At 70.5% G+C, this 15,539-nt stretch carries 14 protein-coding genes, 1 pseudogene and 1 riboswitch; of the genes and pseudogenes, 6 read left to right on the top strand and 9 right to left on the bottom strand.

Annotated elements, in window-relative coordinates:
- Positions 1 to 86 precede the first annotated feature (86 nt).
- Complete coding sequence (locus AB0E91_RS26310; RefSeq protein ID WP_361786655.1) at positions 87 to 1,280, bottom strand: extracellular solute-binding protein; 1,194 nt, start codon at positions 1,278 to 1,280, stop codon at positions 87 to 89.
- Positions 1,281 to 1,446: 166 nt separating this feature from the next.
- The gene (locus tag AB0E91_RS26305; protein WP_361786652.1) at positions 1,447 to 2,886 is read right to left on the bottom strand and encodes a gamma-aminobutyraldehyde dehydrogenase; all 1,440 of its coding nucleotides are present in this window, start codon (positions 2,884 to 2,886) and stop codon (positions 1,447 to 1,449) included.
- Positions 2,887 to 3,091: 205 nt separating this feature from the next.
- On the opposite strand from AB0E91_RS26305, the gene AB0E91_RS26300 reads away from it, so the two are divergent.
- The 6 genes from AB0E91_RS26300 to AB0E91_RS26275 all read left to right on the top strand — a co-directional run bounded on the left by AB0E91_RS26300 (position 3,092) and on the right by AB0E91_RS26275 (position 8,655).
- Positions 3,092 to 3,610: an Lrp/AsnC family transcriptional regulator gene (locus AB0E91_RS26300; protein WP_361786649.1), complete on the top strand. Its 519-nt coding sequence runs from the start codon at positions 3,092 to 3,094 to the stop codon at positions 3,608 to 3,610.
- 2 nt (positions 3,611 to 3,612) lie between these two features.
- Positions 3,613 to 4,977, top strand: coding sequence for an aspartate aminotransferase family protein (locus AB0E91_RS26295; protein WP_361786646.1), 1,365 nt, complete (start codon positions 3,613 to 3,615; stop codon positions 4,975 to 4,977).
- A 246-nt stretch (positions 4,978 to 5,223) separates the two neighbouring features.
- The gene (locus AB0E91_RS26290; protein ID WP_361786643.1) at positions 5,224 to 5,964 is read left to right on the top strand and encodes an ATP-binding cassette domain-containing protein; all 741 of its coding nucleotides are present in this window, start codon (positions 5,224 to 5,226) and stop codon (positions 5,962 to 5,964) included.
- Positions 5,946 to 7,214: a hypothetical protein gene (locus tag AB0E91_RS26285; RefSeq protein ID WP_361786640.1), complete on the top strand. Its 1,269-nt coding sequence runs from the start codon at positions 5,946 to 5,948 to the stop codon at positions 7,212 to 7,214. Before AB0E91_RS26290 ends, AB0E91_RS26285 begins: the two co-directional genes overlap by 19 nt.
- Positions 7,215 to 7,291: 77 nt before the next feature.
- Positions 7,292 to 7,699, top strand: a complete 408-nt coding sequence (locus tag AB0E91_RS26280; RefSeq protein WP_361786637.1) for a VOC family protein — start codon at positions 7,292 to 7,294, stop codon at positions 7,697 to 7,699.
- A gap of 245 nt (positions 7,700 to 7,944) precedes the next feature.
- Positions 7,945 to 8,655 carry an LAETG motif-containing sortase-dependent surface protein gene (locus AB0E91_RS26275; protein WP_361786634.1) on the top strand — a complete coding sequence of 237 codons (711 nt, stop codon included), beginning with the start codon at positions 7,945 to 7,947 and terminating at the stop codon, positions 8,653 to 8,655.
- A 120-nt stretch (positions 8,656 to 8,775) separates the two neighbouring features.
- Here the strand turns inward: AB0E91_RS26275 and AB0E91_RS26270 are convergent, their stop codons facing one another.
- The 7 genes and pseudogenes from AB0E91_RS26270 to AB0E91_RS26240 form a co-directional block, all read right to left on the bottom strand.
- The gene (locus AB0E91_RS26270) at positions 8,776 to 9,798 is read right to left on the bottom strand and encodes an ABC transporter ATP-binding protein (RefSeq protein ID WP_361786631.1); all 1,023 of its coding nucleotides are present in this window, start codon (positions 9,796 to 9,798) and stop codon (positions 8,776 to 8,778) included.
- Positions 9,798 to 11,399, bottom strand: coding sequence for an iron ABC transporter permease (locus AB0E91_RS26265; protein WP_361786920.1), 1,602 nt, complete (start codon positions 11,397 to 11,399; stop codon positions 9,798 to 9,800). Before AB0E91_RS26265 ends, AB0E91_RS26270 begins: the two co-directional genes overlap by 1 nt.
- A gap of 56 nt (positions 11,400 to 11,455) precedes the next feature.
- Positions 11,456 to 12,547 (bottom strand): thiamine ABC transporter substrate-binding protein, encoded by a 1,092-nt coding sequence (locus tag AB0E91_RS26260; protein ID WP_361786628.1) that lies wholly within the window; start codon positions 12,545 to 12,547, stop codon positions 11,456 to 11,458.
- Positions 12,548 to 12,629: 82 nt separating this feature from the next.
- Positions 12,630 to 12,737, bottom strand: a riboswitch (TPP riboswitch).
- Positions 12,738 to 12,795: 58 nt separating this feature from the next.
- The gene (gene rlmN / locus AB0E91_RS26255) at positions 12,796 to 13,902 is read right to left on the bottom strand and encodes a 23S rRNA (adenine(2503)-C(2))-methyltransferase RlmN (protein WP_361786625.1); all 1,107 of its coding nucleotides are present in this window, start codon (positions 13,900 to 13,902) and stop codon (positions 12,796 to 12,798) included.
- 329 nt (positions 13,903 to 14,231) lie between these two features.
- On the bottom strand, positions 14,232 to 14,720 hold the full coding sequence (locus AB0E91_RS26250) for a hypothetical protein (protein WP_361786622.1): 489 nt from the start codon (positions 14,718 to 14,720) through the stop codon (positions 14,232 to 14,234).
- Positions 14,721 to 14,902: 182 nt separating this feature from the next.
- The gene (locus tag AB0E91_RS26245) at positions 14,903 to 15,373 is read right to left on the bottom strand and encodes an NUDIX domain-containing protein (RefSeq protein WP_361786619.1); all 471 of its coding nucleotides are present in this window, start codon (positions 15,371 to 15,373) and stop codon (positions 14,903 to 14,905) included.
- 2 nt (positions 15,374 to 15,375) lie between these two features.
- Positions 15,376 to 15,526, bottom strand: a pseudogene (locus AB0E91_RS26240) (XRE family transcriptional regulator); the annotation flags it as partial.
- Positions 15,527 to 15,539: the final 13 nt, after the last annotated feature.

Here is a 15,539-nt window from a genome sequence, read left to right as displayed (position 1 = left end):
CAGCCGCGCGAGGTCGCGCAGATCGGGTCCGACGGGTTTCCTGTTCACCGAAGAAGCGTGCCACAGGCCGCCCGCCCGGCCCCGGTCTACAGCCCGACGATCCGGTTCCAGCGGCGCGCGAACTCCACCCGCTCCGTGGAGGTGATGTCCCGCGCTATCGCGAGGCGGGAGCGCATCGTCGGGTCGGGGAAGATCAGGGGGTTCTCCGCCAGGGCGGCGGTGTCCTCGTCCTTGGAGGACGCCAGGATGTCCTTGGCGGCGGGGACGGGGCAGACGTAGTTGACCCAGGCCGCCAGCTCCGCCGCGACCTCGGGGGCGTAGTAGTAGTCCACCAGGCGTTCGGCGTTGGCCTTGTGGGCGGCGAGGTCGGGGATCATCAGGGAGTCGGACCAGAGTTCGGCGCCCTCTTCGGGGACGACGAAGCGGATGTCGGGGTTGTCGGCCTGGAGCTGGATGACGTCGCCGGAGTAGGCCTGGCAGGCGAGGACGTCGCCGCTGACGAGGTCCTTGGTGTAGTCGTTGCCGGTGAAGCGGCGGATCTGGCCGCGGCGGACCTGGTGTTCGATCTGGTCGCAGATGGTGTGGAAGTCGTTCTCGGTCCACCGGGTGATGTCGACGCCGTTGCCCTGCATCAGCAGCGCGAACGCCTCGTCCAGGCCGGAGAGCAGCGTCACCCGGCCCTTGAGGTCGCTCGCCCAGAGGTCCTTCACGCGCCGGATCTCGCGGCCGAGCCGGCGGTGGTTGTAGGCGATGCCGGTGATGCCGGACTGCCACGGCACGGTGTACAGGCGGCCCGGGTCGAAGGCGGGCGAACGCAGCAGCGGGTCCAGGTACTTGGCCACGTTGGGCTGGTGGGCGCGGTCCATCCGCTGGACCCAGCCGAGACGGACGTACCGCGCGCACATCCAGTCGCTGATGACGATCAGGTCGCGGTCGGTCGGCCGGTGGTTCATCAGCGCCGGGCTGATCTTGCCGAAGAACTCGTCGTTGTCGTTGATCTCCTCGACGTAGTCGACGGAGATCCCGGTGCGCTCCTCGAAGGCGTCCAGCGTGGGCCGCTTGTTCGGGTCGTCGTCATCGGTGTCGATGTACAGCGGCCAGTTCGACCAGACCAGCCGGTGATCGGCCGCCGAACGGTCCGGCACCGAGCGCTCACCGGCACGTACGTACGCCGAGGGCACCCCGCACCCGGCCAGAGCGCCGAGCGCGGCGGTGCCCCCGAGGGCCCGCAGCAGAGACCGGCGGGAGGGGGCGGAACCACGAACAGAGGTGTGAAGCACCCGGAAAGTGTGCCGCCCGAGCCGCGAAAGAGACAATCCGGGTCCGACCCTTAAGGGGCGCGGGGCTGTGTCGATATGCGGCTACCGCCGCGTGAGCGCGACCAGCCCCCACGCGCCCGCAGCCGAAATACGACCGAACCCCACCCAGCCGGACCCAGCAGAGCGACTACGCGTCCAAAGAAGTCATCACGTGCTTGATCCGCGTGTAGTCCTCGAACCCGTACCCCGACAGGTCCTTGCCGTAGCCCGACTTCTTGAAGCCGCCGTGCGGCATCTCCGCGACCAGCGGGATGTGGGTGTTGATCCACACGCAGCCGAAGTCCAGCTTCTTGGACATCCGCATCGCGCGCCCGTGGTCCTTGGTCCACACCGAGGAGGCGAGCGCGTAGTCGACGCCGTTGGCCCACTCGACGGCCTGGTCCTCGTCGGTGAAGGACTGGACGGTGATCACGGGGCCGAAGACCTCGTTCTGGATGATCTCGTCGTCCTGGAAGACGCCGGAGACGACGGTCGGGGCGTAGAAGTAGCCCTTGTCGCCGACCCGGTGGCCGCCCGCCTCGACCTTGGCGTGGGCGGGGAGCCGCTCGATGAAGCCGGAGACCTGCTTGAGCTGGTTGGGGTTGTTCAGCGGGCCGTAGAGCACGTCCTCGTCGTCCGGCTGCCCGGTCTTGGTCTCCTGGGCGGCCTTGGCGAGCGCGGCCACGAACTCGTCGTGGATGGACTCCTGGACGAGGACGCGCGTGGCGGCCGTGCAGTCCTGGCCCGCGTTGAAGAAGCCCGCGACCGAGATGTCCTCGACGGCCTTGGGGATGTCGGTGTCCTCGAAGACGACGACCGGGGCCTTGCCGCCCAGCTCCAGGTGGACCCGCTTGAGGTCCTTGGCGGCGGACTCGGCGACGGACATGCCCGCGCGCACGGAGCCGGTGATGGAGGCCATCGCCGGGACCGGGTGCTCGATCATCATGCGGCCGGTGTCGCGGTCGCCGCAGACGACGTTGAAGACGCCCTTGGGCAGGACCGAGCCCAGGATCTCCGCGATCAGGACGGTGGAGGCGGGGGTGGTGTCGGACGGCTTGAGCACGACCGTGTTGCCCGCGGCGATGGCCGGGGCGAACTTCCACACCGCCATCATCATCGGGTAGTTCCACGGCGCGACCTGGGCGCAGACGCCGACCGGCTCGCGGCGGATGATGGAGGTCAGACCCTCCATGTACTCGCCCGCGGAGCGCCCCTCCAGCATCCGGGCCGCGCCCGCGAAGAAGCGGATCTGGTCGACCATCGGCGGGATTTCCTCGGTGCGGGTCAGCCCGGTGGGCTTGCCCGTGTTCTCCACCTCGGCCGCGATGAGTTCCTCGGCCCGCTCCTCGAACGCGTCCGCGATCTTCAGCAGGGCCTTCTGCCGTTCGGCGGGGGTGGTGTCGCGCCAGGCCGGGAAGGCCGCCGCGGCGGCCGCCATGGCGGCGTCCACGTCCTCCTGCCCGGACAGCGGCGCGGTCGCGTACGCCTCGCCGGTGGCGGGGTTGACCACCTCGGTGGTACGTCCGTCGGCGGCGTCCCGGAACTCACCGTCGATGTAGTTGCGCAGACGACGCAGCTCGGTGCTCACTGCCGGCCTCCTGATCTGGTTCGAGGGTTCGAGCGGTCCCACCCCGGAGGCCGTGTGGCTGTCCGGTGGCTGAGACAGCCCAACCCTAGTCGCGACACCCACGTTTTCAACACCCCCACCACCACTGGTCCTGCGAAATCCGCACACTGCAAGCCCGTAAACAACGAATTTCATCGATCGAGCCTTGCAAAACTGTCGAGACGTCGTGCACAGTGAGGGCGTGGCCAGTCGAAGCGCAGAACACAGGGACTCCGCCCGCGAGTCCAGGAGCGGCACTCCCCAGCTGGACGCCGTCTCCCTCGCCATCATCGAGCAGCTCCAGGAGGACGGCCGCAGGCCCTACGCCGCGATCGGCAAGGCGGTCGGTCTCTCCGAGGCGGCCGTGCGCCAGCGCGTGCAGAAGCTGCTCGACCAGGGCGTGATGCAGATCGTCGCCGTCACGGACCCGCTCACCGTGGGCTTCCGCCGGCAGGCGATGGTCGGCATCCATGTCGAGGGCGACGTCGAGTCGGTCGCGGACGCGCTGACCTCCATGCCGGACGTCGAGTACGTGGTGATGACCGCGGGCTCCTTCGACATCCTCGCGGAGATCGTCTGCGAGGACGACGACCACCTGCTGGACGTGATCAACCGGCGCATCCGGGCCCTGCCCGGCGTGCGCTCCACCGAGAGCTTCGTCTATCTGAAGCTCAAGAAGCAGACCTACATGTGGGGAACCCGATAACCGTGACCCAGAAGGACCTCAGCCGCAGCGCGTACGACCACCTGTGGATGCACTTCACCCGCATGTCCTCGTACGAGCACTCCCCCGTCCCGACCATCGTCCGGGGCGAGGGCACCTCCATCTACGACGACAAGGGCAAGCGGTACCTCGACGGCCTCGCGGGCCTGTTCGTGGTGCAGGCCGGTCACGGCCGCACGGAGCTGGCCGAGACCGCCCTCAAGCAGGCCCAGGAGCTGGCCTTCTTCCCGGTGTGGTCCTACGCCCACCCGAAGGCGATCGAGCTGGCCGAGCGGCTGGCCGGGTACGCGCCCGGGGATCTCAACAAGGTCTTCTTCACCACCGGCGGCGGCGAGGCCGTCGAGACCGCGTGGAAGCTGGCCAAGCAGTACTTCAAGCTGGTCGGCAAGCCCACCAAGCACAAGGTCATATCCCGCTCGCTGGCCTACCACGGCACCCCGCAGGGCGCCCTCTCCATCACCGGCCTGCCCGCGCTGAAGGCCCCCTTCGAGCCGCTGGTGCCGGGTGCGCACAAGGCCGCGAACACCAACATCTACCGCGCCCCCGTCTTCGGCGACGACCCCGAGGCGTTCGGCCGCTGGGCCGCCGACCAGATCGAGCAGCAGATCCTGTTCGAGGGCCCGGACACGGTCGCCGCGGTCTTCGTGGAGCCCGTGCAGAACGCCGGCGGCTGCTTCCCGCCGCCGCCCGGGTACTTCCAGCGGGTGCGCGAGATCTGCGACCGGCACGACGTGCTGCTCGTCTCGGACGAGGTCATCTGCGCCTTCGGTCGCCTGGGCACGATGTTCGCCTGCGACAAGTTCGGCTACGTCCCGGACATCATCACCTGCGCCAAGGGCATGACCTCGGGCTACTCCCCGATCGGCGCGACGATCGTCTCCGACCGCATCGCCGAGCCCTTCTACAAGGGCGACAACGTCTTCCTGCACGGCTACACCTTCGGCGGCCACCCGGTCTCCGCCGCCGTCGGCCTCGCCAACCTCGACCTGTTCGAGCGCGAGGGCCTGAACCAGCACGTCCTCGACAACGAGGGCGCCTTCCGCGCGACCCTGGAGAAGCTGCACGACCTGCCGATCGTCGGCGACGTACGCGGCAACGGCTTCTTCTACGGCATCGAGCTGGTCAAGGACAAGAACACCAAGGAGTCCTTCGACGCCGACGAGATCGAGCGCATCCTCTACGGCTTCGTCTCCAAGAAGCTGTTCGAGAACGGCCTGTACTGCCGCGCCGACGACCGGGGCGACCCGGTGATCCAGCTCGCCCCGCCGCTGATCTCCGACCAGGAGACCTTCGACGAGATCGAGCAGATCCTGCGCGCCACCCTGACGGAGGCGTGGACCAAGCTCTGACCTCCCGGCTCCGGCCTTCCGGCTCCGGCCTTCCGGCTCCGGCCTCCCGCGCGGATGCCTCCGGTCGGTCGACCGGCCCCGGCCCCGGCGCCGCCCGTTCGAGTGAGAACGGCGGCCCGGGGCCGTGTGCTGTCCGGCCTCCGGCCTACGGCTCCTTACCTTGCGAGTGACCGATCGGCCCGGCGTTTCGTTCCCCCGGACGGGGGACCGCACACGGGAAAACGGATCAGAACCGAGGTGTACGCCATGGAGGCCCCGCCGGACAACGACGTGCTCTGGGCACGCTCGCTCACCTTCAGGCACCCCGACGGCTCGCCCGGTGTCGCCGGGATCTCGCTCGGTGTGCGCGAGGGCGAGATCCTCGCCGTCGGCGGCCCGCGCGGCAGCGGCAAGACCACCCTGCTGCGCTGTCTGTCCGGCCAGGTCAGGGTGCGCGACGGCGAGGTCTGGTTCAACAGCGCCCCCGTGCACACCATGGGACCGATCGCCCGCGAACGGCTGCGCCGCGACCGGTTCGGCTGGATCGACCCGGCCCCTGCCCTCGTCCCCGAGCTGAACGTCTGGGAGAACGCCGCGCTCCCCCTGATGCTGCGCGGCACCACCCGGCGCCGGGCCAAGGTGGCCGCCATGGAGTGGCTGGAGCGCCTGGACGTCGGCGAGAAGTCCCGCAAGCGCCCGCACGCGCTGCTCCACGCCGAACGCCAGCGCGTCGCCATCGCCCGCGCGCTCGCCACCGGCCCCACGGTCCTCTTCGCCGACGAGCCGACCGCCCCGCTGCACCGCGCCGACCGGGGCCATGTGCTGCGCACCCTCACCACGGCCGCCCGCTCCCACGGCATCACCGTGGTCCTCGCCACCCACGACCCCGAGACGGCGGCCCTCGCCGACCGCACCGTCTCCCTGCTCGACGGCCGGCGCGTGAAGACCGTGCATCTGCCGGACGCGGAGGAGAAGGAGGGCCGGGCCGCGTGCTCGCTCTCCGCCTGACCCGCGCGGCCCGGCCCGCCGTCCAGCTGCGCCGCCTGCTGGTGGCCGCTGCCTCGGCGGGCACCGGGTTCCTGCTGCTCGGCTCCCTCGGCTACGCGCTGGGCCACTCCGCGACCCCGGGCGCGGGCGCGCTGCGCCTGGCCTGGTGCGTGGTGCCGCTCGCCGCCACCGCGTATCTCGCGCTGGCGGTGGCCCGCGCCGACCCCGGCACCCGGCCGCGCACCGGCCTCTCGGCGGTCGGACTCGGCCCCGGCCGGCTGATGGCGATCTCGGCGCTGACCACGGCGCTCTCCTGTGTGCTGGGCTCGATGGTGGCCCTGATGTTCTTCCTGCACCTGCGCGGCGACATCACGGGGATGCCCTTCGACGGCGACGGTGCCAGGCTCCTCGCCGCCGACCAGCCGCTGCCCGTACCGGCCGCACTGACCCTGCTCCTCCTCGCCCCGGCCGTCGCCTCGCTGACGGTGGCCCTCGCCCTGCGCCCGAGCGAACGGCACTCGGGGGCGCGCTGGTACGACACGGCGCTCGGCCGCCGTCCGGCCGAGGCCCCCGAGCCCCCGGCCGACGGCGAGGCCGATGGCGAGACCACCGGTGACGCCGTCGGTGAGTCCCTCGGCGAACCCGAGGCCGTCGCCGTACCGCCCGCCCCGCGCGAGGCCCCGGCCGGTTTCCCCTGGGGTGTCGCCGCGCTTGCGGCCGGTCTCGCGGTCCAGGCGTACGCGGGCCGGGTCACGCCCGCGCCCTCGCTCGCCGCGCTGCCCGCCGAGGGCGCCGCGGTGCTGGCGGGCTGGATGCTCACCGCCCTCGGTCTCGTCCTGGCCGCGCCCGGGCTGACGTACCTCGCCGGACGCCTGCTGCAGTGCGCGCGGCCCGGCGCGCTCAGGCTGCTGGCCGGGCGGGTCCTGATGGCCGAGGCGACGCGGATCGGGCGCCCGCTCGGCGTGCTCTGCGCGGTGGCGTCGGCCGCGTTCGCGATGACCGTGCTGTACGACCGCTCCGCCCCGCCCTTCGGCCCGCTGACCCTGCTCGCCACGCTGGTGGTGGCCGGCTGCACGCTGGCCACGCTGCTGACCGCCGCCGTGGAGGCCCGCCAGACCCGCGCCGACACCAACGCCGCGCTGCTGCGCCTGGGTGCCCCGGCGACGATGCTGCGCAGTGCCGCCGCGCTGCGGGCGGGCGCCCTGCTCGCGGTGTTCGGCCCGCTGACCCTGCTGATCGCCTATCTGTCCGCGCTGCCCACAACCCGCTGAGAACACCGATGAGTTCCGGGGCCGCCCACCGTCTACACCGGCGGACACCATCGAGCACACGGACCCCGGAGGGCCCCATGTACCGTCAGATGATCTTCGTCAATCTGGTCACCGCCGACGTCCCGGCCGCGCGGAAGTTCTTCACCGGGCTGGGCTACGAGATCAACCCGCAGTTCAGCACCGACGAGTGCGCCTGTGTCGTCATCAGCGACACCATCGTGGCGATGCTCATGACGCGCGAGCACTACGCCCGCTTCACCGACAAGGAGGTCGTGGACGCACGGACCTCCAGCGAGGTGCTGCTCTGTCTGAGCGCCGAGAGCCGTGCGCGGGTGGACGAGCTGGTGGACAGGGCGATCGCGGCGGGCGGCACGGCACACGGCGAGCCGCAGGACCACGGCTTCATGTACGGCCGCGCCTTCGACGACCTGGACGGGCACACCTGGGAGGTCATGTGGATGGACCCGGCGGCGGTCCAGGGCTGAACTCCCGGCTGCGGGGCGGGTACTTGGCCAGGTGAGCGACCGGATAGGGTCGGCGCCCGAGGCGTTGAAACGTCTCGTCAGTTAATAAGAAGGTAAAGTCAACGGCTCACAGGCGTCTACGCATTGACACTCCTTATGGAGCGCTTATAAACCTGTGTGTCTCGTGGGGGTGCCGGGGCTGTGCCTCACCCCGCCCCAACTCCTCCACTACCCCCCGCAGTTCTGCACTCAGCAAAGGACAAGACTTGTCCATATCCCGCCGCAACGCACGCCGCTCCGTGCGCATCCTGGGTCTTGCCTCCGCGTCTGCCGCGCTGGTCCTGGGCGTCTCCGGCCAGGCCCTCGCGTGCAACATCAGCGAGTTCTCGGCCGAGGCCGTCTGCAACGGTGGCAAGGGCTCCATCGTCGTCACCGACAAGGACTTCTCCGGCCAGAAGGCCACCGTCACGGTGTACCTGGAGAACAACGGCGCCGACGAGAAGAAGATCGGCGAGCAGGAGGTGACCGGCACCCGGGAGGGCGCCCAGATCACCTTCGAAGAGGACTGGAAGCCCGGTGCGGTCTACCGCATCAGCGTCAACGTGCCCAAGTTCATCGCGAACAAGGACATCAAGCCCAACCTGACCACCCCGGCCACGGCGTGCGCCAAGGAGGAGACCCCCGCCCCGGGCGCGTCCGTCTCCGAGACCGCCAAGCCGTCCCCGTCGGTGACCAAGCCGGCCGAGGAGAGCGTCTCCCCGTCCGACTCGGCGTCCGAGAGCAGCGGCGCCGTGGCCCCGGCCTCCGCCGTCCCGAGCAACGCGCCGTCCGCGGCGATCGGTGACTCGAACCTCGCCGAGACCGGTGCCAACTCCAACACCGGCCTGATCGCCGGTGTCGCGGGCGCCCTCGTGGTCGTCGGCGGCGGCGCCGTGTACTTCGGCATGCGCCGCCGTGGCGCGAAGACCGGCAGCTGACGCCGGGCTTCACCCACCACCGCTTCACGACCGCGGCCCGCCCCCGAATCCACGGGGGCGGGCCGCGGTCGCGTTTCCGGACGCGTGGCGCCTCTGGCCGCGTCGCGCCTCCGGTCGCGGTCAGCCGAGGACGACCACGTCCGCCGCGTCGAACACCACGCCGGTCCCGGCCCCGGTCTCCGGCGCGTCGGCCAGCGCGCAGGCCGCCTCCAGGAGAGGCCCGCCGTCGCGGGGCCGCAGCCGCACCGACACATGGGTGCCCTTGAAGGTGCGCGCGGCCACCGTGCACGGCAGCCCCGCGTCCTCCGTCACGAGCCGGACTCCGGCGGGCCGTACGAGCAGTTCGCGGCCGCCCTGGGGCGAGCCCTCCGGCACCGGCAGCTTGCCCCACGGGGTGTCCGCGACCGCGTCGGTGACGGTCGCCGCCACCACGTTGTCGAAGCCGAGGAAGCGGGCCACGAACGCGTCGGCGGGCCGCTTCCACACCTCAAGTGGCGTACCGGACTGGGCGATCCGTCCGTCCCGCATCACCACCACCCGGTCGGCGAGGGCGAACGCCTCGCCCTGGTCGTGCGTGACGGCGAGCACGGTGGTGCCCAACCGGCCGAAGAGTTCGCGGAGTTCGACCACCAGGCGTTCGCGCAGCGAGCGGTCGAGCTGGCCGAGCGGCTCGTCCAGCATCAGCAGCCGGGGCCGGGGCGCGAGGGCCCGCGCCAGCGCGACCCGCTGTTGCTCGCCGCCGGACAGCCCGGCCACCGCCCGCCGTTCGGCGCCGGGCAGCCCGACCAGCTCCAGCAACTCGCGTACCTCAGCGTCCCGTTCGGACTTGGAGGCCCCGTGCATACGAGGTCCGAAGGCGACGTTGCCGCCCACGTCCCGCTGCGGGAAGAGCTGGTGGTCCTGGAACATCAGCCCCACACCCCGCCGGTGCGCGGGCACGTCCGCCTGGTCGCGGCCGTCGAGCAACACCCGTCCGGTGTCGAGCGGTTGGAGTCCGGCGACCGTCCTGAGCAGGGTGGACTTGCCGCTGCCGCTCGGTCCGAGCACGCACACCACCTCGTGCTCGGCCACGTCGAGGTCCACGCCGTCCAGCACGGGCCGCCCGCCGAGGCGTACGGTCGCCTCCCGAAGGCTCAGCAGCATCAGAACTCCCCCGTCCGGTCCACGCGGGCCCGCTCCAGGAGGAGCAGGGCAGCCGCGCAGACAACCATGAGAATCGTGGAAAGGGCCATCGCCTGGCCGTAGTTCAGCTCCCCGGGGCGGCTCAGCAGCCGGGCCACCGCGACGGGCAGGGTCGGATTGTCGGGGCGCGCGATGAAGACGGTCGCCCCGAACTCGCCCAGGGACACGGCGAACGCGAACCCGGCCGCGACCAGCAACGCCCGGCGCACGAGCGGCAGATCGACCTCCCGCCACACCCGCCAGGGCGAGGCCCCGAGCACGGAGGCCGCCTCCCGCAGTCGTACGTCCACCGCGCGCAGCACGGGCAGCATGGTCCGTACGACGAAGGGGGCGCCGACCAGGGCCTGGGCGAGCGGGACGAGGATCCACGACTCGCGCAGGTCCAGCGGCGGCCGGTCCAGGGCGATCAGGAAGCCGAAGCCGACGGTCACGGCGGAGACGCCGAGCGGCAGCATCAGCAGCGCGTCGAACCCGCGCACCAGCCGTCCCGCGTCCCGCCGGGCCAGCGCGGCCGCGGCAAGTCCACCGACGGCCAGGGCGATGGCGGTGGCGGCGACCGCGTACTCCAGCGAGGTCCACACCGCGTTCAGCGGCGCCGTCAGGAACGTACCGCCGTCGGCGTCGGTCAGCGCGCGGTAGTAGGCGAAGCCGGGCGCGTCCAGGGAGCGGCGGACGAGCACGGCGAGCGGCAGGACCAGGAGCAGGGCGACGGTGGCGAGGACCCCGGCGAGCAGCGCCCGCTGTCCGGCGCCGCGCGGGCGGCGGGTGGTGACCGAGGCGTCCACCAGACGCAGGGTGCTCTCGCGCCGCCGTACGGTCCAGGCGTGCACGGCGAGGATGGCGCCGACCGCCGCGAACTGGAGCAGGGTGAGAACGGCGGCGGTGGTGAGGTCGAAGACCTCGGAGGTCTGCCGGTAGATCTCCACCTCCAGGGTGGAGAAGGTGGGCCCGCCGAGGATCTGCACCACGCCGAAGGAGGTGAAGGTGAACAGGAAGACCATCAGCGCGGCGGCGGCCACGGCGGGCGCGAGCGCGGGCAGGGTGACCTGCCGCCAGGCGCGCAGCGGGGACGCGCCGAGCATCCGGGCCGCCTCCTCCTGGCGCGGATCGAGCTGGGCCCACAGGCCGCCGACGGTCCGGACGACCACGGCGTAGTTGAAGAAGACGTGCGCGAGCAGGATCGCCCAGACCGTGGTGTCCAGGCGTACGCCCCACAGCTCGTCGAGCAGTCCCCCGTGGCCGACGAGGGCCAGGAAGGCGGTGCCGACGACCACGGTCGGGAGCACGAACGGCACGGTGATGACGGCCCGCAGCACCTGTTTGCCGGGGAAGTCGAGCCGGGCGAAGACGTAGGCGGCGGGCAGCGCGATGAGCAGGGTGAGCGCGGTGGAGGCGAGCGCCTGCCAGGTGGTGAACCACAGCACATGGCGGATGTCGGGGCGGACGAGCACGTCCGCGATCCGGCCGAGGTGCCAGGTGCCGTCCGCCCTCAGGCCGCGCAGCACGATCGCGGCGACGGGCCACGCGAAGAACACCGCGAAGAACGCGGCCGGCACGGCCATGAGACCGAGCCGGGCCGCGTTCGCGCGGGTGCGCCGCGTGGCTGCCCGCCGCACGGCTACTTCAGTACGAGCGACGTCCACGAGCTGACCCACTGGTCGCGGTTGGCGGCGATCCGGCCGGGCGCCATGGTCTCCGGGTCCTTGGCGGCGGGGCCGTACTCGGTGAACTCGGCGGGGACCTTGGTGCCCTTGACCACCGGGTACACGAACATGTTCAGCGGCATGTCCTGCTGGAACTCCTTCGACAGCAGGAAGTCGAGGAACGCCTTGCCGCCCTTGGGGTTCTTCGCGTGGCCGAGCAGTCCGGCGAACTCGGTCTGGCGGAAGCAGGTGCCCTCGGAGACGCCGGTCGGGGCGGTCGTGGGCCGCTTCGTGGCGTAGATGACCTCGGCGGGCGGCGAGGAGGCGTAGGAGACGACGAGCGGACGGTCGCCGCCCGCCTTCTTCCCCTCGGAGGAGCCGGAGAACTCCTGGTAGTAGGCCTGCTCCCAGCCGTCCACGACCTTCACGCCGTTGGCCTTGAGCTTCTTCCAGTAGCCCTCCCAGCCCTTGTCGCCGTACCGGGCGGCGCTGCCGAGCAGGAAGCCGAGGCCGGGCGAGGAGGTGGAGGCGTTCTCGGTGACCAGGAGGTTCTTGTACTTCGGGTCGGCGAGGTCCGCGAAGGTCTGCGGGGGCGTGAGCTTGTGCTGGGTGAAGTACGCCTTGTCGTAGTTCACGCAGATGTCGCCGTAGTCGACGGGCGTGACGCGGTGCTTGGCGCCGTCCAGCTGGAAGGCGGCGTCGACCTGGTCGAGGCCCTTCGCGGTGTACGGCTGGAAGAGGCCGTTGTCGAGGGCGCGGGAGAGCAGGGTGTTGTCGACGCCGAACAGGACGTCGCCCTGGGGGTGGTCCTTGGTGAGGATCGCCTTGTTGACGGCCTGACCGGCGTCGCCGTCCTTGAGGACGCGGACCTTGTAGCCGGACTGCTTCTCGAAGTCCTGGATGACGCTCTTGGACGCGGCCCACGAGTCGTGGCTGACCAGGGTCACGGTCTTGGTGTCGGCGGCGTGCCCGGTGCCGGTGCCGGTGCCGGCGTGCGTGGAGCCGCACGCGGACAGCGTGACCAGGCCGAGGCCGACCGCCGCGGCCACGAGGGTCTTGGTGTGCACTGGATGTTCCTCCTGGTTCTGGCCAGGAAGAGACGCGGCCCTGCCCGGTCTCCGCGGACGGAGCCCGGGCAGGGCACAACAGCTTGAGTGGTGACCGAACTTCCTACCCAGAATGACCTGGGCGAGGTTCAGAGGGTCTGCGGCCCGATTGCCGCACTCTCAGCGCTGTGGCGCTCCCCTGTCGGAATATGCAGATGTATGACGCGTATGAAGTTATACCCGTATTACGTTATGTGGACCGGCCCAGGTTACCGCTCGGTGGCGGCGAGCTGACCACACGCCCCGTCGATCTCCTGGCCCCGGGTGTCCCGCACGGTCACCGGCACACCGTGCGCGGCGATGGCCTCCACGAACGCCTTCTCGTCCTCGGGACGGGAGGCGGTCCACTTGGAGCCGGGGGTGGGGTTCAGCGGGATCAGGTTGACGTGCACGGGCCTGCCCTTGAGCAGCCGGCCGAGCCGGTCACCACGCCACGCCTGGTCGTTGATGTCCCGGATCAGCGCGTACTCGATGGACAGCCGGCGGCCCGACTTCTCCGTGTACTCGAACCCGGCGTCCAGCACCTCGCGCACCTTCCACCGCGTGTTCACGGGGACGAGGGTGTCGCGCAGCTCGTCGTCGGGGGCGTGCAGGGAGATCGCGAGCCGGCACTTGAGGCCCTCGTCCGAGAAGCGGTGGATGGCGGGGACGAGGCCGACCGTCGACACGGTGATGCCGCGCTGAGACAGCCCGAGCCCATCAGGGGCGGGGTCGGTGAGCGCCCGGATGGCCTGGACAACCCGCTTGTAGTTGGCGAGCGGCTCACCCATGCCCATGAAGACGATGTTGGAGAGCCGAGCGGGCCCACCGGGCACTTCCCCGTCCCTGAGCGCCCGCATCCCGTCCACGATCTGGTGCACGATCTCGGCGGTGGACAGATTCCGGTCGAGCCCCGCCTGCCCCGTCGCGCAGAACGGACAGTTCATCCCGCACCCCGCCTGCGAGCTGATGCACATGGTCACCCGGTCCGGGTACCGCATCAGCACCGACTCCACGAGCGTGCCGTCGAACAGCCGCCACAGGGTCTTACGGGTGGTCCCCTGGTCCGTGGCCAGATGCCTGACCACCGACATCAGCTCCGGAAACAGCGCCTCCTGGAGCTTGGCCCGGGAACCGGCCGGTATGTCCGTCCACTCCTCGGGGTCGTGCGCGAACCGGGAGAAGTAGTGCTGCGACAGCTGCTTGGCGCGGAACGGCTTCTCCCCGGCCTCCGCGACAGCGTCCTTGCGCTCGGCAGGCGTGAGATCGGCAAGATGCCGCGGCGGCTTCTTGGCTCCGCGCGGCGCGACGAAAGTGAGTTCTCCGGGCTTGGGCATGGTGGTTCCAGTGTCGCAGATCGACTGGGGTGGCCTGCGGCTGTCGCCCACTACGACTGTCGTTGGTGGCCCAGCTGATCCGGGCCAGCGCCTGGTCACGTGATCGCCGGCTCCTCCCGCGAGCCATTTCCACCGCGACGACAGAAGCACAGGTGAGGCACGTCACTGGCCGGCGCCTGTCGCCTTCTGATCCGTAGCTCTATCCGATCCCTGGCTCTATGTGGATCGTGCGGCAGGGTCCGGCGGCGCGCACCTCTGCGTACCCCGCTTCCCCGCGAGTCCCCGCCCGTTCCCGCACGGATGGGGCACGACCACTCTTCGTCCCCCGCTCAGCCTGGGACACCTTCCAGCGGAAGGCGGTCGCGGTAGTACTCCGACTCCAACCACTCCTCCTTCACGAAGAGCGGGCGTGTCAGGAGCGCGTCCCCGACCCGCTGCTCACGCAGGAGGATTCCGAGATCGGTCAAGGAGAGCGATGCGTCAGGGGTGTAAAGCACCCAGTTCCCGTGCTCGGCGGCGTGGTCCAAGAGGAACTGGTGGCCCTGCGCCGGATCGCTCCCTGCCAGCGGGAAGCCTGCCAGGAAGACCTGCGGACCGGCGAGTGCATCCAGCGCGATGCACGCAAGCCTGCCCACGTCGTAAAACGCCTTCACGCCGCCTGGGAAGTCTTCCTGCCCGTACGGGCCGCCAACCCGTGCCTCCGGCTCGGAGACCGCCAGTGCCTCAGCGACCTCTGCCGGAGACATCCCGAACCGCAGCGGCCCCACGTCGCCTTCGGCCCGCAGCTCCCAGCGCTCGCGCTCCACGCTTGCGCTCATCCACCCCACCCCTACGTTTGACCGGCCGTGCTGTGCAGACGGCCCGACCACTGTTCCCGCGAATTTCGAGATCAGGTACCGAGGCCATCCCCGTACCCACCGCTCACCCCCGCTCTCATCCCGTCCGTCCGCTCCTGATGGGGGACGTTGCGGTCATCGTGCGCTTGTCGCGCAGGTCTCGATCAGCCGAGGTAGGGCCGCTCGCGGTGTTCCAGGAAGTGGCGGATCCTGAGCTGCTGCGTGTGGTGCATCGGCAGCTGATCGATCTCCTCCGGCTGAACGAACCGCAGCTCCGTGGACTCGTCCGAGATGGCGAGCCGGCCCCCGATCACACGGGCGGTGAAGCAGACGTTGAACTGTCTGCGCACCTCACCGTCCGAGTAGGCGATGACGTGGCGAGGGTCGGTGTACGTACCCACGAGCCCGGTGATCTCTACGTCCAGACCGGTTTCTTCTTTCATCTCGCGGACGGCCGTTCCTGGGAGCGACTCGGTCATTTCCATGCCGCCGCCAGGTAGCGCCCAAAGGTCGTTGTCCCGACGGCGCTGAAGGAGCACCCGCCCTTCGTCGTCGGTCACGACGGCGGACGCGGCGACCACCAGGCTGTTCGGCTCCGGAGCCGCTGGGTCGTCGTAGTACTCGGTCCGTGCCATGGTCACCTTTCTTGTAACGACGTCGCGGCTTCCCACACCGCGTCGAAGCTGCTGGCGTAGGTGTCGAACAGACCGCCACACGGGAGCACCGTAGGCGTTCACACCCCAGGCATGGGCGTTGACCATCGCCTGGTCATCCGCACGTTGGATCGAGCAGATCGTTGAG

It is taken from the genome of Streptomyces sp. NPDC026659, assembly GCF_040638245.1.
Lineage (GTDB): Bacteria > Actinomycetota > Actinomycetes > Streptomycetales > Streptomycetaceae > Streptomyces.
The sequence above is the reverse complement of the archived record's forward strand: the minus strand, read 5'-3'. Positions and strand labels throughout refer to the sequence as shown.

Bases quoted from the DNA above. Each gene is read 5' to 3' on its own strand.
- AB0E91_RS26250 (WP_361786622.1), bottom strand. From the start codon at position 14,720: ATGAGCGCAAGCGTGGAGCGCGAGCGCTGGGAGCTGCGGGCCGAAGGC.
- rlmN (WP_361786625.1), bottom strand. From the start codon at position 13,902: ATGCCCAAGCCCGGAGAACTCACTTTCGTCGCGCCGCGCGGAGCCAAG.
- AB0E91_RS26245 (WP_361786619.1), bottom strand. From the start codon at position 15,373: ATGGCACGGACCGAGTACTACGACGACCCAGCGGCTCCGGAGCCGAAC.
- AB0E91_RS26265 (WP_361786920.1), bottom strand. From the start codon at position 11,399: ATGGCCGTGCCGGCCGCGTTCTTCGCGGTGTTCTTCGCGTGGCCCGTC.
- AB0E91_RS26280 (WP_361786637.1), top strand. From the start codon at position 7,292: ATGTACCGTCAGATGATCTTCGTCAATCTGGTCACCGCCGACGTCCCG.
- AB0E91_RS26270 (WP_361786631.1), bottom strand. From the start codon at position 9,798: ATGCTGCTGAGCCTTCGGGAGGCGACCGTACGCCTCGGCGGGCGGCCC.
- AB0E91_RS26290 (WP_361786643.1), top strand. From the start codon at position 5,224: ATGGAGGCCCCGCCGGACAACGACGTGCTCTGGGCACGCTCGCTCACC.